The sequence below is a fragment of the Pseudomonadota bacterium genome, from assembly GCA_036339585.1.
Lineage (GTDB): Bacteria > Pseudomonadota > Alphaproteobacteria > UBA8366 > UBA8366 > UBA8366.
Genome location: JAYZAS010000004.1, coordinates 420,785 through 443,293, shown reverse-complemented (window position 1 = coordinate 443,293; position 22,509 = coordinate 420,785). Strand labels below are relative to the sequence as shown.

The window sequence follows — 22,509 nt, the reverse complement described above, 5'->3', positions numbered from 1 at the left end:
CTCTTGTGCACGACACCGCCATGGCAACAATATCCTTTCCATTGGCACTTTATTTGCGCCTTGGTGATGAGTTCCCGCTGATCATGAATTCAGAAATTGCTGTTGCTAATGCTGGCTTCTCAATCACCGCTGTAAGTGCTTTTATTTTTTCTAAAATGTATCGGGGAATTTGGCGTTACGCCTCAATCAATGACCTCTTAACAATCACTAAAGCCGTGACTTTCGCTATACTGATCTTCTTCTCCATTCTATTTGTTTTGACACGCCTGGAGGGAATACCGCGCTCGGCCCCGCTGATACAATGGTTTATACTCATGGCGTTGCTTGGGGGACCCCGGTTTTGTTATCGATCGATAAAAGACCGCCACTTGGGCAATATAGTAGGTAAAATTTCCCACCGCCGAGTTTCGGTTCTATTGATTGGTGCCGGTGATAATGCCGAGACTTTTATTCGTGAACAAGCGCGTGACCCAAACTCTGTATATCACATAATTGGTGTGATTGACCAAGACAATGGTAGAGTTGGCCGGGAAATACATGGGGTGCCTATAATAGCTGAACTCACTGGATTGGATAAAGTATTAAGAGAATATTCAAATGTCGGTCTGCAACGCATCATCCTGACAAATCGTGATCTAGCCGGTGAAACCGTGCGCGAAATGTTAGGGATCGCCGAACAACATGGGATTACGATGGCGCGGCTGCCTCTCCTCACCGAACTTAAAACGGACCTTGAAAATACTGCCGAGACAAGGCCAATTGATATTACAGACCTCCTAGGACGACCACAAGCTGTCTTGGACAGAGATGCAATTAAGAAACTTGTGGCAGGTAAAAAAATTTTGATCACCGGTGCAGGTGGCACAATTGGTAAAGAGCTTGTGCGCCAGATCTCAGATCACAATCCTGCACATATTACACTCCTAGATAATGCGGAGTATAATCTTTACCAAATCGACATGGAACTTAGCAATCGCCATAAAGAGCTGTCCCGAAAAGCCGTTCTGGGAAGTGTACGTGATCGAAAAAGGATGGAAAATCTTATCTCTCAGCTCAAACCGGAACTGGTGTTTCATGCCGCAGCGCTAAAGCATGTGCCAATGGTTGAAGCAAACCCGTTAGAAGGAATTTTGACCAATACAATCGGTAGTCAGATCGTGGCTGATGCCTGTCAACAAGCAAAAGTTGCCGTTATGGTGCAAATCTCCACTGACAAAGCAGTTAATCCTACCAACGTTATGGGGGCCACAAAACGCCTTGCAGAGTGCTATTGCCAGTCACTTGATGTTGCCGAACGACCAAGCGATGGAACCCGCTACGTCACAGTCCGATTTGGAAATGTGTTGGGTTCCACTGGTTCGGTTGTGCCTCTCTTTCAAAATCAACTAGCGAAAGGTGGCCCTCTTACCGTCACTCACAAAGATATCACAAGGTACTTTATGACCAAAGGGGAAGCTGTGGAGCTTGTTTTACAGGCATCCGCAAAGGGATCGGAGGACTCAGAAGCCGGTGGTAAAATCTTCGTCCTAGATATGGGTGCACCTGTAAAAATTTATGATTTGGCGGAACAAATAATACGTCTTTCTGGCCAAAAACCCGGTAAAGATGTGAAAATCGATATCATCGGTCTTCGCCCAGGGGAAAAATTGCATGAGGAACTACTTCATGTCTCCGAAGATCTAGTTCCTACTCAGAGCCCGGGACTATTTCTCGCTGCGCCAAAAGTCCGAGATTTGAACTACCTCAAAGAAAACTTCATGATAATGATAACATCTGCTCAAGCCGGCAATTTATCTGTCACTTTACGGCATCTCGCTGAGCTAGTGCCAGAATACAAACCCTTCGCTAAAAAATGAACCGTTTATGAGGACAAATGAATGAATGAAATGCCGGTTTCTCGCGCATTAATCTCTGTCTCTGATAAGACAGAATTAATTAAATTTGCGCGCTATTTAGAAAGTGCTGGTGTTGAGGTTTTATCAACCGGCGGATCAGCTGTCATTATGGCTAAAGCCGGCATCAAGGTTACAGAGGTAGCCCAACATACGGGTTTTCCGGAAATTCTTGATGGTCGCGTCAAAACATTACACCCAAAGATTCATGGTGGTATTCTGGGACGCCGCGATCTTGATGACCACCAGTCTCAGATGAAAAAGCATGAAATCACACCAATAGACCTGGTAGTAGTGAACCTTTACCCCTTTGAGGCAACAGTCGCCAAGGGTTCACCGTTCGAGGAATGCATTGAAAACATTGATATTGGTGGCCCAACACTTATACGGGCAGCCGCCAAGAACCACGCCTCAGTGACTGTAGTCACCGACCCTTGCCAATACGCCAAAGTTCAAGAGGTTCTTAGTAATAATCAAGGGGCAACTACGCTAGAATTGCGCCGCGAGCTAGCTGCAGCGGCGTATGCACACACTGCTTCCTATGACAGCATGATTGCAGGTTGGTTTTCAAATACTCAGGGTGAAATTTTTCCTAAACAGCTTTTCAACATAGGAAAGCTTCAGAAGAAGCTGCGTTATGGGGAAAACCCTCATCAGGAGGCAGCCCTATACGCAGGCGGAGTACCGAGACCTGGGGCAGCCACAGCCCAGCAAATTCAAGGTAAAGAACTTAGCTACAATAACCTCAATGATACAAACGCCGCATTTGAATTAGTTTCAGAGTTTGTAAAGCCTGCGTGTGCAATAATTAAACATGCCAATCCATGCGGCGTTGCTATTGGAGACAACCTAAGTGAAGCATATTTAAAAGCTTTAACATGCGATCCAGTCAGTGCTTTTGGAGGGATCATAGCACTAAACGATATTATTTTAGAAAATACTGCCGACCAAATTGCAAAGCTGTTTGCTGAAGTCGTAATAGCACCGGAAGCAGATGCCAAAGCCCTGAAAATTCTATCAAACAAAAAAAATTTACGAGTCTTGATAACAGGCGGTATGGCTGATCCCGCAGCTCCGGGGCAGGAATTAAAAAGCATTGCTGGTGGTTATCTTGCGATGTCGCGCGACAACGTCCGAGTGAACAGATCTGACTTGAAAGTCGTGACGCAAAACCAGCCAAGTTCCCAACAATTAGAAGACCTTCAATTTGCCTTCACAGTCTGTAAGCATGTCAAATCAAACGCGATCATTTATGCTAAAAATGGCGCAACTGTGGGAATGGGTGTGGGACAGATGAGCCGGGTCGATTCATCCCGCATTGCAGCACTTAAGTCAAAAGAGGCCGCAGAAAAGGCCCAGGAAGAGCAACCGCGCACAAAAGGCTCTGTTGTAGCATCGGACGCTTTCTTTCCTTTTGCAGATGGCTTAATTGCAGCAATCAACGCGGGCGCTACCGCAGTGATACAGCCAGGCGGCTCAATACGTGACCAAGAAGTTATCGATGCCGCGGACAAAGCCGGCATTGCAATGGTATTCACCGGGATACGACATTTCCGCCATTGATGGTTTTGGGCCGCACACAAGCTAAGATCAAGCCCCCTAATGCCCATGCTAGCAAAATGGTCACAAGCCCCGCACGTTGGCTTTCGAATGCATCCGTAGACGCGGCGTAGAAGAAGGGTCCTAAGAAAGCTACCGATTTTCCACTTAACGCGTAAAATCCGAACATTTCGGCTTCTTTGTCTTTCTCCGAGAGCTTGGCAGCGAGCGACCTGCTGGCTGCCTGTACTGGTCCCACAAATATTCCGAGACCGATGGAAAAGGCAATAAACATGGCCTTACTGTCCATTAATAAAATGGCGATACCGAAAACCAACAATCCAGCAAGACCAATTAGCACCGTTTTCTGAGGTCCAACATAATCATCGACCCATGAGAAAACAAAAGCTCCGGCCCCGGCTGAAAAATTGAGCGCGATCGCAAATAGCATTATTTGATCAATGGTCATTCCATGTACATCAGAAGCGTAAAGACCGCCAATCGCAAATAACGTAGCTAAGCCATCCCGATAGATTGCACTTGCCACAAGGAACAAAACCATTGGGCGGTTTGATTTCATTCTACGAGCAGCGCTGCTTAATTGCCGCAAACCAGCCCCAACCGCTTTTGCTAATCCAGCGCCATCGTTTTTATTTACAGGCATATAGATAAAAAATGGGATAGCAAACAAACCAACCCATAACGCAACCAATAAGCCAATTGCCCGAATATTTTCAGCGTTCTGTTTAGAAAACCCGAACCAAGGAAAATCCGGTTTTATTAACGTAGCTAAAGCAACAAAAAGACATATAAGCCCGCCAAAATACCCCAGTGACCAACCCCATCCTGAGATCCTTCCTAGCTGGCCTTTGGGGGCTACTAGATGCAGGGTAGAATTATAAAAAATCGTTCCAAATTCAAAACCTACTGTAGCTATAACAACCAATATCAACGAGAATATGACGAATCGTTCGTCGGGTTCGGCAAAGAATAATAAAGCTGAAGCAAAAACGGTCATAGCGGTCGCTAAACCTACCCATCTTTTATGGTAACCTCCATGATCAGCAATAGCACCAGCAAATGGCGCGAATAATGCAACTACTAGACCCGCACCTCCAATAGTATAACCCCACACAACGCTCCCACCAGTGGGATCGCCATAAATTTCATGTGCAAAATAGACACTAAAAACGAACGTCCCGATAACTGTGCTATATGCGGAGTTCGCCCAGTCGTAAAGACACCAAGACAAAATGAGTTTTCGGTTCACCATACTCATTCACATTCTTAATCTCATGCCTTCTAGTGCTGTACTCACATATTTCCTACAGCCTCAAAAGTACGAGCATCGCTTACTCAAGAGCATTGGTCTAGGCGGCTATATCACGTAAATTTGAAGCTACCTTCAATTTGGCATTGGTGTGAAACTGAACTTCTTCAGCACTTATGCCGGGCGCTGTTTCTTCAAGAAGATATCCATCTTTTGTCACTGATATTACAGCCATATCGGTAAATACACGAGTGACGCAAGAGAGCGCGGTCGCTGGATAGGTTAACGTTTCTGTCAATTTTGACTCCCCATTTTTGTTAACGTGAGTCATCATTGCAAAAACTTCCTTTGCTCCAGAAGCAATATCCATGGCACCCCCGATATTACCAGTTGGATCGCCCGGCAAGCGCCAATTTGCAAGGTCTCCATTTGCTGAAACCTGAAAAGCTCCAAGTATCGCACAGTCAAGTCGCCCACCGCGGGCAAGAGAGAACGAGTCCGCATGGTGCACCAATGCTGCACCAGGAATGAGCGTACAAAAATTCTTTCCCGCGTCGCGAAGGTCATCGTCTTGGCTTTCGACTGGCGGCGGCGGACCCATACCAATAATTCCGTTTTCGCTATGAAATACAATGTCTTGTTCTGCTTTCACATATTTCGTAGTGAGTGTGGGCATACCAATTCCGAGGTTCACAACCCAATCTGGCTGCAGATCAACTGCCACCCGCTTTGCAATAGAATCTCTGCTCAACAAACGTTCTGTTGGTAAGGGAATATTTTTCATTCGCCATATTCTCCGTCATCAATCACATAAGAGTCTACATAAATGCCGGGAGTGTGAACAATTTCTGGATTTATTTCACCTAGCGGCACCTCAGCGCTCACTTGCGCTATTGTATGCTCTGCTGCCATAGCCATCACTGGATTAAAATTGCGCGCAGCCAACCGATAAGTGAGATTCCCCCTAGGATCCACATTATGAGCCTTTATTAAAGCTATGTCGGCACGAAGTGCCTTTTCCAAGACATAAGTTTTTCCATCTACGTCTATATGGGGCTTACCTTCGGCTATTTCAGTCCCAAGTCCCGTTGGGGTTAAAAACCCGCCCAACCCGGACCCCGCCGCCCGCATTCTTTCAGCGAGTGTTCCCTGCGGGACAAGCTCTAGTTCAATCTTCCCTGAATGGTACAAATCATTAAAAATCACAGACCCTCGAGAGTAAGGGAATGTACAAATTACTTTTTTAACCGAGCCACTTTCGAGTAATGTAGCAATAGTATTGTGACCGGCACCAGCATTATTGGACACAATGGTCAGATTTGAGAGCTTTTTATCCGTCAACCCCCTTATTAAAGCAATGGGCACCCCCCCTGTGCCGAAACCACCGAAAAATATGGTGTCCCCATCACGCACAGGCTCTAATGCAGCGGGTATATTGTCTCTTTTTTTATTCTTCATACCCGCATGTTCTTTTTACTTCATCGATAATTGTTGTCTGCTGCTGAAAACGACCCGCAGAACTCGAAACCTATCCCTACATGCACCACGAGCCCGGAAATACTTCCCAAGGTATTGGAGCGGGCGATGAGATTCGAACTCACGACTTCAACCTTGGCAAGGTTGCGCTCTACCCCTGAGCTACGCCCGCAATTATATACTGTGATAATACGTGAGGTGACGCGGTTTGCAAGACCTAGCTCGCAGGGATCCACAAACTGCAATGTTAGATTTTATGGTTAATATGACGTTTTGCACTTCAATTCAGTTATACAACTGCTTTAAAAGGCTTCAGATAAACTACAAAAGCTTTGAGCACCCAGCTGTTTATACCGTAGAACAATCAAAGAAGAGGACGGGTTTCCTGCCGGGCGCACACACAAAAAACCTTTTCCTGAGGGACAAAAAAAGAAACCTATGGCTTGTTTCTGCACTTGATAATCAAATAATAGAACTTAAATCGCTCCGCCGATTTTTAGGTGCAACTGGCAGCCTTTCATTTGGAGACGCTGCAACGCTCAAAGAAAACCTGGGTGTTGAACCAGGTTCGGTTACTCCTTTTGCAATAATCAATGACAAAAGAAGAGCCGTAAAAGTAGTGCTCGATAAAAACTTGTTAGACTACTGCAAGATTAATGCTCATCCGCTTCGAAACAACATGACTGTCGCCATTGCTTCAAAAGATTTACTCCGATTTTTAAAAGCTTATAATCATTCGCCAATAGTCCTTGATTTCACACAATTGACTTGTGCGGATAGCCGTCCTAACTGTTGAATTGTTGGTTTTGTGACCGTGAGTGTCCTGAAAAACGTTTTTGGTTATCTCAGAGCAAAGGATGATAGTGCATATGGAAGATGTTACACCGGAGAATCAGTCCTTGATCGGTAATCTTGCCGGCGATCCGAGTGTTATAAAAGAAAGTTCTTCTGCTGAGTTTGCGGAAGACGTCATGGCGGCAAGCCGCGACGCGCCAGTAATAGTAGATTTTTGGGCTGAATGGTGTGGTCCCTGCAAACAACTGGGACCAATCATAGAAAAAATTGTTCTTGAAAAAAATGGAGCTGTAAAACTCGTTAAGATTGACATTGAGAAGTGCCCGGAGATAGCGCAACAGATGCAAGTGCAATCAATACCTGCAGTATTTGCGTTCGTGAACGGGCAGCCTGTCGATGGTTTTGTAGGGGCGCAGCCTGAGAGCCAGATACGAAGTTTTATTGATCGGGTAATCCAACGTATGGGTATTGCCGCCGAACCATCACCATTGGAACAAGCGCTGAGCCATGCAGCAGAACTCTTCGCTGGAGGTGACACACAAAACGCGGGCGCGCTTTACGACCAAATTCTAAAACAACAATCAGATAATACAACGGCGGTAGCAGGCCTTGCAAAATGTTTGTTGGCTGAAGGAAAGGTTGATGCTGTAAAGAAATTAATTGCTGATGTACCTGCAGACAAACAAGGGGATGCTGATATAAAATCAGTACGGGCTAGTTTGGAGCTCGCAGGAGCTGGCGCTGAGGCGGCTAACCAGTCAGAAAACTTAGAAAAGGCAATTTATGAAGACCCGGGAAATCACAAAGCACGGTTTGAATTAGCCCTAGCTCTTTTCGCGCAGGGAGACAAAGAGGGAGCTATAAATCACTTACTGTATATAATAAAACGAGACAGAGGTTGGAATGATGACTCCGCTAGGAAACAACTTTTAAAGATGTTCGATGCCTTGGGTAATGATGATCCAGCGACGTTAGATGGTCGCCAACAACTATCTTTGATACTTTTCTCATGAGCGTTTTTGACCCCGGGTTTGAAGATCTCGGCGACACAATACCTATTTTTCCACTACCTGGCGTATTACTTTTACCTGGTGGCTTTTTGCCTCTTAATATCTTCGAACCGCGCTATTTAAATATGACATCAGATGCAATGGGTGGAGATCGGATGATAGGCATGATCCAACCGCGCCCATGTGAAAATGTTGTCGGTGATCACCCGGTTTATAATACTGGCTGCGCCGGTCGCATTGTAGCCTTTGAGGAAACAGAAGACGGAAGGTACCTAATAACGTTAAAGGGAATTGCGCGATTTAATATAAAGCAGGAATTAGCCCCAAAAAACGGCTGTCGTTTGGTAGAGCCCGACTGGAGTCCTTACTCCCACGATCTAGACGACAACAATAATGACATACCCGACAGGGAGGGTTTTTTAAAATCATTAAAAAAATATTTCGCTATCAACAAAATCGATGCAAATTGGGATGCTATTGAGGAAGCACCTTGTGAGCGTCTTGTAACTTCCGTAGCGATGATTTGTCCTTTTGAACCACCTGAAAAGCAAGCCTTACTTGAAGCAATTACTGTTCCCGAAAGAATTAAGGTATTAACAACGCTGGTCAGTATGGCCGTTATGAGCGTAGGAGGTGAGAATTTTGACAGGCAATAGCAATACTTGAATAACAATATGCGTTTTGAGCGGAAACTATCAAACTAATCGATAATTTCTAGGGTTCTTTTATATTTGGAGTATCACGATGGCAGACGAGCATAAAACTTCCGTAGACCCAAAATTACTAGAAATATTGGTTTGTCCCGTCACTAAATGTTCCTTACGCTATGATCATGAGGCACAAGAATTGGTGAGTGAACAAGCCAAGTTGGCCTATCCAATTCGAGACGGAATACCAATTATGTTGGCTGATGAAGCTCGGTCTCTTGATTAATGCCGTTCAATGAAAACACATCGAACTTCGTAATGCAATCAGACACTAACAGCAAACATTGGCCCGTTGAAATTCGTCTCAACAAAAACAAGCGGCAAATGGATATTGAATTCGAGGATGGCAATAAATTTAGCCTTTCTGCCGAGTTACTCCGGGTTGAGAGCCCGTCCGCAGAAGTTCGTGGCCATAACCCTAGTGAGAAAAAGATTGTGGCAGGTCGAAAACATGTGACTGTGATGAATATTGAAAAAGTGGGTCGTTATGCGATACGGATCCATTTTGACGATCTTCACAACACAGGGATTTATACTTGGGAAAACCTTTATCGCTTAGGTCGTGATCAAGCTGCCATTTGGCAGGATTATTTGCAGTCAATTAAAGAAAATGGTCTTAGCCGATCACCATAAATGTTTGAGACGCCCTAGAGCCAACGTGCCTGTTTTAGAGTGTGTCCCCGCGCACCAACCTCGGTAACTTGCCAACTTGCCCCATTGCATGGCGCATGAGGAATTTCTTTACCAGAGGCAGCTTATCCACGAGAGCAAGCCCCATATCCCTAGAGAGACGCAGGGCTTCTATGTTATTTGAAAAAAGGCGATTAAGACCATCAGTTACAGTTATTAGAACAAAATTATCGAAGCGACGCCACCGTTCATACCGACCTAAGACGTTGTTAGAGCCAACATCACCGCCAATACGAGATGTGTCCACAATAAGTTCGGCTAATGCGGCAACATCACGAAGCCCTAAGTTCAGTCCTTGCCCGGCTATAGGGTGTATTGCGTGTGCAGCATCACCCACCAGCGCTAACCTTTGGCCAGTGTATCGTTCGGCATGCAACATCCCAAGCGGATACACATGACGTGGGCTGACCAAATCAATCTTACCTAACCAGCCTCCGAAACGTTGGCTAAGTTCTTTCAAAAATCTATCTTCCGGGAGTGTAATATAATGATCTACAAGATCTATCCGCTCAGTCCAGACGACATTACACCGATTCTCGGTCATTGGGAGCATCGCGAACGGTCCTCCAGGAAGAAATAATTCAACAGCAGTGCCGGCATGACCTCGCTCATGATGCACATTGCAGACAATGGATTTTTGGTCATACATTTTTATGCGAGTCTTAATCCCCGCTTCATTACGGATCTGCGATCCGCGTCCATCAGCAGCAATGAGTAAAGAAGCATTTAATCGGATCCCCGACTGGGTCTCAGCAAATACACCAAATGGTCCTCGCTGCACGGATACTACATTTGCCGACTCGAGCAGCTTCAGGGTTTTGCAATCCGATGCAACAAGTCTCAGTGCTTCTCGGATCGAGGAATTTTCAATAATATACCCGAAAGGATACTCTCCAACATCCGAGTGGTCGTAGTGTAGGAACAAGGGAGAGATGCCGCGTAAGGGATGCCCATCAGCCACCCTAATATCCCAGATGGGAGACGCATTGGCCTCGAGATGTGGCCAAACCCCAATCCCCTTTAAAATGTTCACGGAGCCATTTGCAATCGCAGATGCTCTGCCGTCATAACTTTTTGCCGCGATAGCTTCAGCTGCCAAACGGTCTGCTAAAACTACTTTAAGCCCGGCCTTGCTCAGCGTGATGCCAAGGGTTGCACCAACCATTCCCCCCCCAACAATGAGGATATCTGCTGAAATGTCTCCGCTATTACTCATGTTAATGAAAATACTTTTTTATTGCTCACTGTCCAGCATCACACCGAGATTTTTTTGCCTAATTTTTAATCATGTTTGCCCATACTGATTACTATTTATTCAATAAAGTTTTGCGCCTGTTTTAGAGTAGGAAAGAAAACTGCTCAACCAAATGTTTTCATTGATGTTTTTTAAAATATGCAGAACGGCATGATTTTTGATTAAAATTTTTCGGATATAAGCAATTTGGAAGGATAATTCTTAAACTCTCAACAGTTAGGTATCAATTATGGCCAAAAGCAGTACAAGCCACATGAAATTAGTGATGATAATCATTAAGCCGTTCAAATTAGATGAAGTGCGGGAAGCATTAACCGGCTTGGGGATAGAAGGGATGACCGTAAGCGAAGTTAAGGGTTTCGGTCGACAAAAAGGGCAAACAGAGGTTTACCGAGGAGCAGAATACGCCGTCAACTTTTTGCCAAAAATAAAGATTGAAGTGGCATGCGAAGAAGGCAAAGTCGAGTCAGTCGTAGAGGCTGCACAAGCCGCTGCTAGCACGGGAAAAATTGGTGATGGAAAGATATTTGTTTCCGACCTTATCAAAACAGTACGTATTAGAACCGGCGAAACTGACGCCGACGCACTCTAAGGGAGATGAGAAAATGAAAAAATTTGCAACACTAACGCGTTCAGTGGGCTTAGCTTCACTAATCACGGCAGGGCTTTCTATGCCCGCGCATGCAGCTGTTTCAGAAGAAACGGCTTTCGTCTTAAACACCTTTTCTTTTCTTGTTCACGGCTTTCTTGTAATGCTCATGGCAGCCGGGTTTGCGATGTTGGAGTCAGGGCTTGTAAGAACGAAGAATACTGCTGCCATTTGCTTAAAGAACATGGCCCTATACTCGGTAGCGGGCCTAATGTTCTACATAATCGGTTACAATTTAATGTATACTGATGTTGCGGAAGGCGGTTACATTGGTAGCTTTAGCTTTCTATACAACACCTCACCAGCCGAGGCTGCGTATTTAGCAGCCGAGACAAAAACCGACGCACTATTGAAAGAAGTCGGTGGTTACTCAGTTATGTCTGACTGGTTTTTCCAAATGGTTTTCGTTGCAACCGCGGCCTCCATAGTCTCAGGTACAGTCGCTGAGCGCATAAAAGTGTGGCCATTTTTAATATTTGTCGTTGTCCTAGCTGGTTTTATTTACCCGATACAAGCTTCTTGGCATTGGGGCGGCGGATGGCTGGCCACAATGGGCTTCTACGATTTTGCAGGGTCAACTCTTGTTCACTCTACAGGGGGGTGGGCCGCTTTAACTGGGGCTATAATTTTGGGCGCTAGAAAAGGAAAATATACTAAAGACGGTTCAGTTCAGCCTATTCCCGGAGCTAACTTACCATTAGCAACGTTAGGTGCATTCATTTTGTGGTTTGGATGGTTTGGTTTTAACGGAGGTTCTCAACTCGCATTGGGTAGTGCTGCCGATGCAGCGGCCATTGCCATTATTTACGTTAACACCAATCTTGCAGCTGCAGCTGGTGTCTTAGCTGCTATGATCACCGCTCAAATTCTATATAAGAAAATAGATCTTACGTTTGCGTTGAACGGGGCTATAGCGGGCTTAGTCTCAATTACTGCCGGCCCTGAATACCAAAACCACCTTATTGCCTGTTTAATTGGTGCTGTTGGCGGCGTAATTGTAACTATCTCTGTACCGTTGTTAGATAAACTGAAGATAGATGACGTCGTGGGAGCAATATCAGCGCACCTTGTAGCTGGCATCTGGGGTACCCTTGCCGTGGGTATTTTCTACGCTGATAAATCATTAGGCACTCAAATCATCGGCATTGTGTCAATCGGTGCGTTTGTTGTCATTACAAGCGCAATTGCTTGGTATATCCTGAAATTTACAGTTGGCATCAGAGTTGATGAAGAGGCTGAAATGATTGGATTAGACAAAGACGAGCTCGGAATGGAAGCATATCCTGAGTTTGGACAAAGTTCGAAATAAATCCCTAACTACCTACAAAACCTTTGGGGGAAGCCTGAGTCTTCCCCCATTTTTTTGCACCTGGAATGTGGCTGTTTTGATTTTGTATTGCTTAGAGAAATTGGAAATAATTTTTATTTACCTATTACTCAAATAAGGGGTATCATTACTTAAATTATATTAATTTAACCTTTGTGGCGCGATGCATAATCCGGCATTCGATCAACTTGCAACTTATCCATTTTGGCGTCTTAATAACCTCCTGGAAAAGGTGCCTAAACCCCATGGCTTTACAGAGCTTGCATTGCAAATTGGCGAGCCAAAAATACCACCGCCAGATTTCCTAGCAGAGATTATTGGGGAAAATTCAAGCAAGTGGGCTAATTACCCGCCCCATCCCGGCACTGAAAGCTATCGAGCGGCGTGCGCTTCGTGGCTTACAAAACGCTACACGTTGCCCGAAGAAATGATTGATGAAACAGCTAACATTCTTCCATGCGCTGGCACAAAGGAAGCACTCTTCCATATGGCGTTGCTTGCAGTCCCACGTAACCCACTCAAGGGCAGCACTGAACCATATGCCGTTCTTGTCCCTAATCCAGTCTATCAAGTATACTATGGTGCAGCAGTGTTCTCTGGAGGTAAGCCCTACCCGATTTCCGCGCCTGCAGAAAATAATTTCATGCCAGATTATGCAGGCGTCAGTCCGGATATACTTGAACGAACTGCTTTGGTCTATCTTTGCAATCCATCAAACCCCCAAGGTGCTAGCGCATCAATGACCTACCTAACCGAATTGATTGCCCTAGCCCGTAGACATGATTTCGTATTGGTAGTTGATGAATGCTATTCAGAAATTTATAGGGGAACACCCCCAATCGGAGGGCTACAGGCTTGCGCTCAACTCGATGGGAATATGGATAATGTCCTCGTATTGCATTCACTCTCAAAACGTTCGTCTGCACCCGGGCTTCGCTGTGGATTCGTTGCTGGCGACCCCAGATTAATTGACTTGTATAGAACAATCAGGAGCTATGCCGCGGTCGCAGTTCCACTTCCTATATTGGCCGCAGGAGAAGCTTTGTGGAGAGATGAAGCGCATGTTGATATCAATCGTGCTCATTATAAGAGCCTTTTCACAGCAGCCGAGGAGATTCTCGGCCACATTAATGGATTTTCAAACCCCCCCGGCGGATTTTACCTTTGGCTTGATGTGGGTGACGGCGAAGCAACAGCTCTAAAACTCTGGAGTGAAGCTGGGGTCAAGTGCATGCCTGGAGGCTACATGGCTCAGAATGATCCCTTCACCGGGGTTAATCCAGTCTCCCAATATTTACGCGTGTGCCTAGTCCATGACAAGGTAACGGCAGTGGAAGCACTTGAGAGAATTTCTGTAGTGTTGCAGGGTTAGCATCCAATGGCTATTGCCTCGAAAAAAACACCATTCCTTCCAACTCAGCTCAGAGAACAAATTGCGCGTACTCGACGAGCAACAGTTGGGGTAGGCCTCGTAACACTATCATTATTTCTTGCCGTGGCGTTGCTAAGTCATCAAAGTAGCGATCCCTCGCTTAATACCGCGACAGGTATTAAAGCTCAGAATTTTATGGGCAGCAGCGGCGCTTTGATAAGCGATTTTTTTCTTCAGACCTTTGGCTATGCAACATACATAGCAATTCCCATACTTGCATCGTGGGGTGTTCAAACAACCATATCAAAACAAATTTCAAAGTTCTGGCTGCGCGTATGTTTTTTTCCGTTACTTTTAGTGCATTCCGCTGCGACCATAGCTCTCATTACTAACGCAGAGCAAAGCTCCGAAGTTATCAGCCCTGGAGGCATTACTGGTCATATACTGGCAATAAATATTATCTCACCTTGGGCATTGGGTAATGATGTGGATAAAATATTGATCTGGTTGCCATCGGTTTTGCTTGCTAGCACATTATTCCTTTATCTCCTTGCTTTTACAAAGTCTGAATGGGTAATCGGAGTTAAGGCTGTTTGGAGGCATGCTCATCGTATCAGAATTGTAATCCAGCCGTATTTAAGCCGACTAATGACACAACACGCTGGGAAAAATAGCCTCGAAAACAAACCCCTTTTAAATCCAACTAAAAAATCAGCCAAATTTATTGAAACTAGGAGAGAGCACCAAAACCCTAAAAAATCACCTGCTCCTCCACGTCAATCAAGCCTAGACCTTAAACCAAAAGACAGTGACTTCTCACTTCCGTCCCTTAGTCTTTTGCATGCGGCAGACCTTTCACCAGAAAAAAATCACCCTGATACCAAGCAGGGGCTGAAACAAAATGCGCATCTACTCGAGGGCGTACTTCAAGATTTTGGAGTGCGCGGGGAGATTGTGAAAGTTCGCCCTGGTCCGGTGGTCACCCTTTATGAACTTGCGCCGGCGCCCGGAACAAAAACTAGCCGTGTTATCAGCTTATCGGATGATATAGCGCGTTCCATGAGTGCGATATCTGTTCGAATAGCAACAGTGCCAGGCCGCAATGTTATAGGCATTGAGCTACCGAACAGCGATCGCGAGACGGTTTTTTTAAGCGAGCAGCTCTCTGTAAAGCTTTTTGAAAAAAATAACGGTAAACTCCCATTGGTATTGGGCAAAGATATTGGCGGCATGCCAGTCATTGCAGACCTGTCTAAAATGCCGCACCTTTTAATTGCGGGGACTACAGGCTCGGGGAAATCAGTAGGATTGAATGCCATGATTCTGTCGCTTTTATTCAAGCTGCAGCCCGAGGATTGCCGCTTTATTATGATCGATCCAAAAATGTTGGAGCTCTCTGCATATCACGATATTCCTCACCTACTGGCGCCCGTAGTCACAGACGCAAAAAAGGCCGTCGTGGCTCTGAAATGGACCGTCCGAGAGATGGAAGACAGATACCAGGCAATGTCCAAGCTGGGTGTTAGAAATATCGAGGGCTATAACAAACGCGTTGGGGAAGCTGCGAAAAAAGCGGAAGTGCTAACCCGAAACATACAAACCGGTTTTGACACAGAGACCGGCAAGGCTATTTTTGAGGAACAAGAATTGGATCTCAAACCTATTCCATTCATAGTCGTTGTGGTTGATGAAATAGCTGATTTAATGCTCGTCGCTGGCAAAGATATAGAGGCTTCTATTCAAAGACTGGCACAGATGGCGCGAGCCGCCGGGATCCATCTCATTATGGCGACACAGCGTCCATCGGTTGATGTGATTACGGGTACGATAAAAGCAAACTTCCCTACTCGCATAAGCTTTCAGGTCACATCTAAGGTTGATAGTCGTACAATATTGGGTGAACAAGGTGCCGAACAGTTGTTAGGTCACGGTGACATGCTATATACCGCCCCGGGCGGGCAATTGAATCGTGTGCATGGGCCTTTTGTTTCGGATGAAGAAGTCGAGGCTGTTGCTGATTACCTACGTTCCCAGGGCCTGCCTCAGTACGATGAAACAGTGACCGAAGAGAAAGATAATGAAAATAGTGGGTTTGGAAACGTCAAAGAAGAAACAGATGCCTTGTACGACAGGGCAGTTGCACTGGTTTGCCAGGAGCAAAAAGCATCAACCAGCTTTATTCAGCGCCATCTGCAAATTGGCTACAACCGCGCTGCGCGTATCATGGAGCAAATGGAGAAACAGGGTGTTGTCAGTACGGCCAATAAGGTTGGGAAAAGAGAGATACTCGCGAGTTCTCACTGATTTATTTTGTTTAATATTCGCACTGGCAAGCTTGCATGCCTTCACAATAAAACTCTCTCTCGCTGAGCCAAGCGGCCGGCCGCTTACCATAAGTCAAAAAGCTCACGTGAGCCGAGTACTTTCGTATTTGAACCGAATTACAACCCTGCAGGCACAGTTTTCTCAAACCAACCCAGACGGAAGAGTCTGGCGTGGAACAGTCTCAATTCAGCGTCCAGGAAATTTTCGATTTGATTACGATCCGCCAGTTCCGCACACACTGATTTCAAATGGTTCATGGTTCATTCATTTAGACCGAGAGCTCAATGAGAGCAATTTCCTTCCTCTAGACCGCACACCTGCGAGATTTCTTCTTCGCAAAAGAGTAACTTTTGATGATGATGTTGAGCTTGTCGGATTTCGGCGTTCTGATGGTCTTATCCATCTGCAAATTCTTAATAAAGAGCACCGGGATATGGGTTCAGTAACGCTCACGTTTAACGAACAACCTCTTGCCTTGAAACAGTGGTTTGTACGTGATGAGCACGACAATAAAACCCTTGTGTCTTTAGAAGGTACGCGTCTCGGGCTAAAGTTGGAACCTAGTTTGTTTGAATTTGTCGAACCAGAACAGGAAGATCAAGACCAATAATGCTTAAGAAATCCACTCATTTAAAAGGTTGAAAAGATTACGCTCATGACAAAGCAACCCATTGTCGGGATTACCGCCTGCAGAATAGAAATAAGCGGCAAACCGGCTCATCGTGTTTCGGAAAAATATGTCGACGCTCTCAAACGTGTGACTGACTGTATACCACTACTAATACCAGCATTCGGAGAGGTAAATTTTTCGCCGCAAATAATAGAACGATTAGACGGTTTATTGCTTACCGGAAGTGCCTCGAATGTGGAGCCAATTCGTTATAATGGATCACCAAGTAGGGCCGGCACCGCACATGATGTATATCGCGACGGCACATCGCTTCCATTAATACGAAGTGCCGTCAAATCAAAACTTCCTATCTTTGCCGTTTGTCGGGGAATACAAGAATTAAATGTGGCGCTTGGCGGAAGCCTACATCAAAATATTCATGAAGTGGCTGGTAGAAATGAGCATAGGATGAATCGCGCAGCCAATAACGAAGAGCGTTTTTCGGTTCGTCATCCGATTGCGATTAAACCGAACGGTCTATTAAGCAAATTAGTAAACGGCTCAGAAAGGGAAATGGTAAACTCCTTGCACGCTCAGGCAATAGATGAGCTTTCGGACCAACTAATTGTAGAAGCCACTAGTGATGATGGCGTTATTGAAGCTGTTAGTCTTAAAAGTGGCAGCAGTTTCGTACTGGGGGTACAGTGGCACCCTGAGTACCCTCTTGACAAGGACTGTGAAATGGCAGTCGATCTTTTCAAAGCATTTGATAGAGCGGCAAAAGAGCACCTAAGTGCCCGCAAAGACAGGACTAAAGATGTTGACGCCATCTAGTATTGAATGAATTGGATTTGGAGAGTTTTATGAATTATTCAATCCCTTTGCCGCGACCGGCATGTCTGAACATATCTCGCAGCCCAGACCTATTCCCAGTCAGCCGGATCTTTTGTGTGGGACGTAATTACGCTGATCATGCCCGTGAAATGGGTCATGATCCAAATCGTGAGCCGCCGTTCTTTTTCACAAAGTTCGCTGATGCAGTTTTCACAGGAGATGAATATCCTTACCCAGTTGCAACAAATGACGTTCATCCAGAATGCGAGATGATAGTTGCTTTATCTTCAGGAGGCACAAATATTCCTGACAATGAAGCACTCAATTGTGTATTCGGTTACGGAGTTGGGTTCGACATTACTCGCCGAGATATGCAACAAGAGGCCAAAAACCTCTCGCGCCCCTGGGCACTCTCGAAAGGGCCGGATTTCGCCGCCCCCTGCAGTATCCTACATCCAGTTTCTGAGGTGGGGCATATCGAGAAGGGCAAACTTCAATTCACAGTTAATGGTGAGACACGCCAAGAAGGAAACATAGATCAGATGATATGGTCGACCGCTGAAATGATAGCTTTTTTGTCAACGATGATCACCCTTAAGCCAGGCGATTTGATCATGACCGGAACACCAGCGGGCGTATCAGCTGTCATCAAGGGAGATCACCTAGTGGGTCATGTTGACGGCCTCTCGGACCTTGAACTAACTATTACTTGACCCTCTGACCCTACGGAGCGGACTGTCCTACCATCAGATTTTGGGGCGAATTAATTTGTTGCAACCACTTACCCACCATTCAAATCCATGTCTGGCATTAATAATGCGTTTGCAGATAGTGAAATTCGGACGCCATCCCCTGCAAAAGGGTGAACCTCGTGAAGCAAATATCCGGGGAAAACAATAAGCATCCCATCCTCTGGTTGTATATCCATTCGATAGTTAAATGGTGGCTGCATATTCGGCGCTGTACGCATTCCGGACCTAGGGTCTACAAATGACAATGCTCCACTTAATGGCCGCTCAGTAGGGGGGGGTGGAACAGCGACATAATAAATGGCAGACCATAAACTTCCATCGTGGCTGTGTGCTCTCGTATAAGACCCGTTCCGCGCAATATTCGCCCATCCAGTAACGATGATGTCCATATCGGGCGGAAAACCATCGACCGTTTCGCTCGTCATTTCCTGAAATGCTTGGGCCAAATGTTGCTGAAAAATTTGCATTTCTTCCTCTGGCCATTCCATCAAATCATGGTCTGATTGCCAGCCTCCGATGTTACTTCCAACATCACGCGGCCGAACTGTTTCGTGCGCCAACACTATCTCTTGCAATCGGGAATTTATCGCTTGGAGCGCAGCCACCTTACGAATGAGTAAAGGCGTAGCGAATACTGAGTGAATTTGTTTTTGAATATTTTCCATTTTTATCTGACTTTATTTTCTAATTAACGTTCAAGAAGTAACGCTTTTTGCAGTTAAACTGTCAGGGTTGATGATCTGTATGTGTAGTCTAATAGTGAAATATTTACGCATTTTCCGGTTGTGACTTTTATGTGCATTCAGGTGTTATCAATTCAAACATGGCGTCATCGCTTGCGAATCCCACTTTCCTTAACATTGAGCTAAAACTCCGAAAAACTATTTTCCGAAATTGAATCCTAAGCCATGGTAAAAAGTTAACCGTCTAGCCTTCTTGCTTTAATAGACTGCAATTGCAAATTTGACGACTGTAGTCTTCGCGCCAGTTCACGAATAACTTGAATCGCTACCTTGGGAAACTCTTCTATAAGGCTAAGAAAGAAGTCTTTACTGATTCTAAGTGTGTTTAATTCAGTCTCCGCAATAATCGTAGCTATGCGCGGTGCATCACACAGTATCGCAATTTCTCCCACAATCTCCTGCTCTCGCACTCTAGCGAGTTCCAGTTCACCGCTCGGCCCTTCAACAGTAACGCGGGCTTCACCATTGAGAATTAAGTAAGCGGCATCGCCAAGCTCGCCCTGTTTGAATACAACCTGCCCTGGCTGGAAAATCAATCTTTCACTAGTAAAAGCAAGAAGTTTAAGTTTAGCCAATTCAACATTCTCGAATAGCGGTATCTTTCTGAGTAGAGAAACCTCTTCATTAATATCCGTATCCATGTATTGCTCTACGAACCCTCCGCGTTGACATGCTTAGCCATAGAATCGGGTGATCCTTGCCTTACGATACTGCCATTTTTCATCAAGACCACATGATCAAAAAGGTCGAGCCGATGCGGTGTGTTCATTACCCAGATAATACCGCGTCCAGTCCTGCTGAGAAGAATTTTCTCTATTATCTCTTCCTGTGATTTCTTTTCTAGGGTGTCAATAGCTCCATCAAGTATCAATAAGTCTGGATTCTTAATTATACAGCGACCAATGCTGATTTTCTGGCGTTGGGCGCCGGACAGTAAAGCCCCCCCAACCCCAACTTGCGAACCCAACCCCACCGATATGACGGCTCCACGCAGATCAAGCTCATCAATAATCTCTGTGATTGCATTTCCAATCTGTTCTTCCCCTGCAGCAAAACCGTGGACTAATTTGCCGAACAATATATTTTCCTGTATTGAAACTTCGGGATTAAATCGTTCTTCTTCAAAAAATGAGACGCCCTCTGCCAACTCCGCCGGCATATCATTTAAAAGTGCATGCCGTGCGCTTAAGATTTTAGCCTGAAGCTCTTTCGTTATCAGCCCCAAGCGATGTCTGGCTGGAGCTAACTGAAACGGTAGAGACAAAAGCTTAACTCTGTCCTTTTCCTCAATTATGTTTCCCCCAGCAATTCGGGCTACTAGCTGTTGAAAGTTTGGCAATTGCTCTGAAGAAATAAAGCTATAAGTTTGAAAAAATTCGTGCTCCGGTGGCAAATCGGAAAAAAGCTCGATCATTGTTTCGGCAATTTTTTTCCCTATCTCGAGAAAAGCGTCGGTAAGACCGTGATCATCCAAAACTGCCCTAATACATTCCTGCTCAGCGGCTCCCTCAGCCTTGAATTGGTGGTTCAATGGCGTGCCAAAAAGTAAGTTCTCTCCCACGGTTGCGTTTAAATTGTAAAGGTCCTTATCAAAAAGTTCGACAAATTTTGCAAGGTTCGCGTTCGAACTCAGCCGCTCCTGCAAGACTTTGCGAGCAATGATCATCTTGTCAGAAATGTCAGACTGATGAATTGGATTTATCTTTTCGTGTAAACCGATTTTATAAATTTCACGGTCCAGTTGAACTTCCTTCAAAACCTCCAAAATGCGCGCATGTAACTCCTCCCGCCCTGCAACTCCCGCGGCTGAGTAATCAATCCAATCGGATTCACATAAGCAGTCTGGACTGCCCAAACTATGCGTTTTGACATCTGCAGAAGAGTTTAATGTTTTGTGCAGATCTAAAACCGGCGTTCCCTTGGTGATATGGTTTAACCCATAAACTAAGTTTTCATGGATAGAGCAGCTATTCAGATGTCCATTAGGACCGGCGTAAGCAATGCGTCTGCCTGTTATTGCTTCGGGCATAAGCGCAGTATCCTGACCACCTATAGTGATTTTCCCATGACTTGGTTTGATAAGTCGTGCCAACAACATAGCCAGTTCCGACTTTCCACTCTCCACGTTGCCGAGAACGGCGACGTGTTGATTGAGCGGTATACTCAAGCTTGTATCTTTCAAATTAAAGACACCGTTCTCATCGAACAAGCTTACATTAGCTACAATATCCCCCTGCAAGTGCGGGATCTTCGGCGGCGCTTCTAGGATCAATTCTGGTTTGGTAATATTCGGCGGATCGAATTGCTCGACAATTTGTTGGTATTTTATGCGTATATCCTCTTTTTGTTGGTACCAAGAGAGTAGTTCCTTCCATGGGGCCGCCAATTCTCTATAAGCTGCGAGTACTGCGACCAAGGCGCCAAATGTCAGTTCACCTTGAATTACAAGATACCCGCCAATAGAAAAGAAAAAGAATGGTGTTAACTTATCAATAAAATTATTGAGAAACTTTATAAAAAATTTCCGTCGGAAAAGCTCGTGGCGAATGTCATAAATACGAGCTAGGCGACTGGCAAATTTTGCCAACTCATACTGACTTGCATTATGGGAGTGCACCTCGATAATTCCGGACACCGACTCGCTGATATGGTCTGACAGCCGCCGAACGTTGAGCACTCTGGCCTTAGCTAACGCATTAACTTTACGCTGTAGTCTCGGAATGAGATAAACCTGAGCTGGGTAAAGTGAGATAGCCGCAACTCCTAGAACCGGGTCTTGGAAAACTATAAAGGTAATAATAATCACTAATTGACCGCCAAAAAATAGGGGATCTGCAAAGGCAGTTCCTATGAAGCCGCCTAGCGGTTCAACTTCTGCGGTAATTATTGGAATTAACTCCCCCTGACTGACCTTTCGGAACTGCGGAAGGGGAAACCGTAATATTCGATTATATAATTGATATCGCAGGAGCCGAAGCAATCGTTCTCCCATTCGACCTTTATATACGTTAATGTAATATTTGAACCCACCATTGATAAAAACAGCACCGAGGTACAGTACGCTAAGCACTACAAGGAATGTTATCTGCTCGAGCCCGGATTGGATGTCAAAACCAAAAATATAAAAATCAAAAGGCGGGCCACCGTCATCGTTCTCAATTGCCTTGTTGACAATTAGTTTTGGCAATTCAAGAGATATGTAGAGAAAGGGGTAGTACAATATTATCACCAGCACCAAAAACAATTGTTGCTTGGAGCTGTAA

General features: G+C 45.3%; 21 protein-coding genes and 1 tRNA gene. 14 read left to right on the top strand and 8 right to left on the bottom strand.

Features of this window, described 5'->3' with window-relative positions:
• The first annotated feature begins 20 nt into the window (after positions 1-20).
• Positions 21-1,856, top strand: coding sequence for a nucleoside-diphosphate sugar epimerase/dehydratase (locus VX941_05045; protein ID MEE2932774.1), 1,836 nt, complete (start codon positions 21-23; stop codon positions 1,854-1,856).
• A 21-nt stretch (positions 1,857-1,877) separates the two neighbouring features.
• Positions 1,878-3,455 carry a bifunctional phosphoribosylaminoimidazolecarboxamide formyltransferase/IMP cyclohydrolase gene (gene purH, locus VX941_05040; protein ID MEE2932773.1) on the top strand — a complete coding sequence of 526 codons (1,578 nt, stop codon included), beginning with the start codon at positions 1,878-1,880 and terminating at the stop codon, positions 3,453-3,455.
• On the opposite strand, the gene VX941_05035 is transcribed toward purH, so the two are convergent.
• From VX941_05035 to VX941_05020, 4 genes are all read right to left on the bottom strand, one after another.
• On the bottom strand, positions 3,427-4,710 hold the full coding sequence (locus tag VX941_05035; GenBank protein MEE2932772.1) for an MFS transporter: 1,284 nt from the start codon (positions 4,708-4,710) through the stop codon (positions 3,427-3,429). The genes purH and VX941_05035 overlap by 29 nt on opposite strands.
• Positions 4,711-4,801: 91 nt before the next feature.
• On the bottom strand, positions 4,802-5,485 hold the full coding sequence (locus VX941_05030; protein MEE2932771.1) for a 3-oxoacid CoA-transferase subunit B: 684 nt from the start codon (positions 5,483-5,485) through the stop codon (positions 4,802-4,804).
• Positions 5,482-6,159, bottom strand: a complete 678-nt coding sequence (locus VX941_05025; GenBank protein ID MEE2932770.1) for a 3-oxoacid CoA-transferase subunit A — start codon at positions 6,157-6,159, stop codon at positions 5,482-5,484. Before VX941_05025 ends, VX941_05030 begins: the two co-directional genes overlap by 4 nt.
• Positions 6,160-6,274: 115 nt before the next feature.
• Positions 6,275-6,349, bottom strand: a tRNA-Gly gene (locus VX941_05020).
• Positions 6,350-6,385: 36 nt separating this feature from the next.
• Here VX941_05020 and VX941_05015 point away from each other — a divergent pair.
• From VX941_05015 to VX941_04995, 5 genes are all read left to right on the top strand, one after another.
• Entirely contained in the window at positions 6,386-6,973 is a 588-nt protein-coding gene (locus tag VX941_05015) for a prolyl-tRNA synthetase associated domain-containing protein (GenBank protein MEE2932769.1), read from the top strand.
• Between the two features lie 73 nt (positions 6,974-7,046).
• Entirely contained in the window at positions 7,047-7,985 is a 939-nt protein-coding gene (trxA, locus tag VX941_05010; GenBank protein ID MEE2932768.1) for a thioredoxin, read from the top strand.
• Complete coding sequence (locus tag VX941_05005) at positions 7,982-8,638, top strand: LON peptidase substrate-binding domain-containing protein (protein MEE2932767.1); 657 nt, start codon at positions 7,982-7,984, stop codon at positions 8,636-8,638. The genes trxA and VX941_05005 overlap by 4 nt, the downstream gene beginning before the upstream one ends.
• 88 nt (positions 8,639-8,726) lie before the next feature.
• Positions 8,727-8,915 carry a Trm112 family protein gene (locus VX941_05000; GenBank protein ID MEE2932766.1) on the top strand — a complete coding sequence of 63 codons (189 nt, stop codon included), beginning with the start codon at positions 8,727-8,729 and terminating at the stop codon, positions 8,913-8,915.
• Positions 8,915-9,322: a DUF971 domain-containing protein gene (locus VX941_04995; protein ID MEE2932765.1), complete on the top strand. Its 408-nt coding sequence runs from the start codon at positions 8,915-8,917 to the stop codon at positions 9,320-9,322. Before VX941_05000 ends, VX941_04995 begins: the two co-directional genes overlap by 1 nt.
• A 34-nt stretch (positions 9,323-9,356) precedes the next feature.
• On the opposite strand, the gene VX941_04990 is transcribed toward VX941_04995, so the two are convergent.
• Entirely contained in the window at positions 9,357-10,595 is a 1,239-nt protein-coding gene (locus tag VX941_04990; GenBank protein ID MEE2932764.1) for a UbiH/UbiF/VisC/COQ6 family ubiquinone biosynthesis hydroxylase, read from the bottom strand.
• A 292-nt stretch (positions 10,596-10,887) separates the two neighbouring features.
• On the opposite strand from VX941_04990, the gene VX941_04985 reads away from it, so the two are divergent.
• The 7 genes from VX941_04985 (at position 10,888) to VX941_04955 (ending at position 18,464) form a co-directional block, all read left to right on the top strand.
• On the top strand, positions 10,888-11,226 hold the full coding sequence (locus VX941_04985) for a P-II family nitrogen regulator (protein ID MEE2932763.1): 339 nt from the start codon (positions 10,888-10,890) through the stop codon (positions 11,224-11,226).
• A gap of 13 nt (positions 11,227-11,239) precedes the next feature.
• Complete coding sequence (gene amt, locus VX941_04980) at positions 11,240-12,592, top strand: ammonium transporter (GenBank protein ID MEE2932762.1); 1,353 nt, start codon at positions 11,240-11,242, stop codon at positions 12,590-12,592.
• Positions 12,593-12,773: 181 nt separating this feature from the next.
• Positions 12,774-13,982 (top strand): aminotransferase class I/II-fold pyridoxal phosphate-dependent enzyme, encoded by a 1,209-nt coding sequence (locus VX941_04975; GenBank protein ID MEE2932761.1) that lies wholly within the window; start codon positions 12,774-12,776, stop codon positions 13,980-13,982.
• Between the two features lie 6 nt (positions 13,983-13,988).
• Complete coding sequence (locus tag VX941_04970) at positions 13,989-16,286, top strand: DNA translocase FtsK 4TM domain-containing protein (GenBank protein MEE2932760.1); 2,298 nt, start codon at positions 13,989-13,991, stop codon at positions 16,284-16,286.
• Positions 16,228-16,917, top strand: a complete 690-nt coding sequence (locus VX941_04965; protein MEE2932759.1) for an outer membrane lipoprotein carrier protein LolA — start codon at positions 16,228-16,230, stop codon at positions 16,915-16,917. Before VX941_04970 ends, VX941_04965 begins: the two co-directional genes overlap by 59 nt.
• A gap of 45 nt (positions 16,918-16,962) precedes the next feature.
• Positions 16,963-17,751, top strand: a complete 789-nt coding sequence (locus VX941_04960; GenBank protein MEE2932758.1) for a gamma-glutamyl-gamma-aminobutyrate hydrolase family protein — start codon at positions 16,963-16,965, stop codon at positions 17,749-17,751.
• A gap of 29 nt (positions 17,752-17,780) precedes the next feature.
• The gene (locus VX941_04955; protein MEE2932757.1) at positions 17,781-18,464 is read left to right on the top strand and encodes a fumarylacetoacetate hydrolase family protein; all 684 of its coding nucleotides are present in this window, start codon (positions 17,781-17,783) and stop codon (positions 18,462-18,464) included.
• Positions 18,465-18,532: 68 nt separating this feature from the next.
• Here VX941_04955 and VX941_04950 read toward each other — a convergent pair whose 3' ends face one another.
• The 3 genes from VX941_04950 to VX941_04940 all read right to left on the bottom strand — a co-directional run bounded on the left by VX941_04950 (position 18,533) and on the right by VX941_04940 (position 22,466).
• A complete protein-coding gene (locus tag VX941_04950) occupies positions 18,533-19,168 on the bottom strand; it encodes a TIGR02466 family protein (protein ID MEE2932756.1) in 636 nt (211 codons plus the stop codon).
• Positions 19,169-19,422: 254 nt separating this feature from the next.
• The gene (locus VX941_04945) at positions 19,423-19,887 is read right to left on the bottom strand and encodes a cyclic nucleotide-binding domain-containing protein (GenBank protein MEE2932755.1); all 465 of its coding nucleotides are present in this window, start codon (positions 19,885-19,887) and stop codon (positions 19,423-19,425) included.
• Positions 19,888-19,895: 8 nt separating this feature from the next.
• The gene (locus VX941_04940; GenBank protein ID MEE2932754.1) at positions 19,896-22,466 is read right to left on the bottom strand and encodes an ABC transporter ATP-binding protein/permease; all 2,571 of its coding nucleotides are present in this window, start codon (positions 22,464-22,466) and stop codon (positions 19,896-19,898) included.
• Between the last annotated feature and the right edge of the window lie 43 nt (positions 22,467-22,509).

Bases quoted from the DNA above. Each gene is read 5' to 3' on its own strand.
- VX941_05045 (MEE2932774.1), top strand. From the start codon at position 21: ATGGCAACAATATCCTTTCCATTGGCACTTTATTTGCGCCTTGGTGAT.
- purH (MEE2932773.1), top strand. From the start codon at position 1,878: ATGAATGAAATGCCGGTTTCTCGCGCATTAATCTCTGTCTCTGATAAG.
- VX941_05035 (MEE2932772.1), bottom strand. From the start codon at position 4,710: ATGAGTATGGTGAACCGAAAACTCATTTTGTCTTGGTGTCTTTACGAC.
- VX941_05030 (MEE2932771.1), bottom strand. From the start codon at position 5,485: ATGAAAAATATTCCCTTACCAACAGAACGTTTGTTGAGCAGAGATTCT.
- VX941_05025 (MEE2932770.1), bottom strand. From the start codon at position 6,159: ATGAAGAATAAAAAAAGAGACAATATACCCGCTGCATTAGAGCCTGTG.
- trxA (MEE2932768.1), top strand. From the start codon at position 7,047: ATGGAAGATGTTACACCGGAGAATCAGTCCTTGATCGGTAATCTTGCC.
- VX941_05005 (MEE2932767.1), top strand. From the start codon at position 7,982: ATGAGCGTTTTTGACCCCGGGTTTGAAGATCTCGGCGACACAATACCT.
- VX941_05000 (MEE2932766.1), top strand. From the start codon at position 8,727: ATGGCAGACGAGCATAAAACTTCCGTAGACCCAAAATTACTAGAAATA.
- VX941_04995 (MEE2932765.1), top strand. From the start codon at position 8,915: ATGCCGTTCAATGAAAACACATCGAACTTCGTAATGCAATCAGACACT.
- VX941_04990 (MEE2932764.1), bottom strand. From the start codon at position 10,595: ATGAGTAATAGCGGAGACATTTCAGCAGATATCCTCATTGTTGGGGGG.
- VX941_04985 (MEE2932763.1), top strand. From the start codon at position 10,888: ATGAAATTAGTGATGATAATCATTAAGCCGTTCAAATTAGATGAAGTG.
- amt (MEE2932762.1), top strand. From the start codon at position 11,240: ATGAAAAAATTTGCAACACTAACGCGTTCAGTGGGCTTAGCTTCACTA.
- VX941_04975 (MEE2932761.1), top strand. From the start codon at position 12,774: ATGCATAATCCGGCATTCGATCAACTTGCAACTTATCCATTTTGGCGT.
- VX941_04970 (MEE2932760.1), top strand. From the start codon at position 13,989: ATGGCTATTGCCTCGAAAAAAACACCATTCCTTCCAACTCAGCTCAGA.
- VX941_04960 (MEE2932758.1), top strand. From the start codon at position 16,963: ATGACAAAGCAACCCATTGTCGGGATTACCGCCTGCAGAATAGAAATA.
- VX941_04955 (MEE2932757.1), top strand. From the start codon at position 17,781: ATGAATTATTCAATCCCTTTGCCGCGACCGGCATGTCTGAACATATCT.
- VX941_04950 (MEE2932756.1), bottom strand. From the start codon at position 19,168: ATGGAAAATATTCAAAAACAAATTCACTCAGTATTCGCTACGCCTTTA.
- VX941_04945 (MEE2932755.1), bottom strand. From the start codon at position 19,887: ATGGATACGGATATTAATGAAGAGGTTTCTCTACTCAGAAAGATACCG.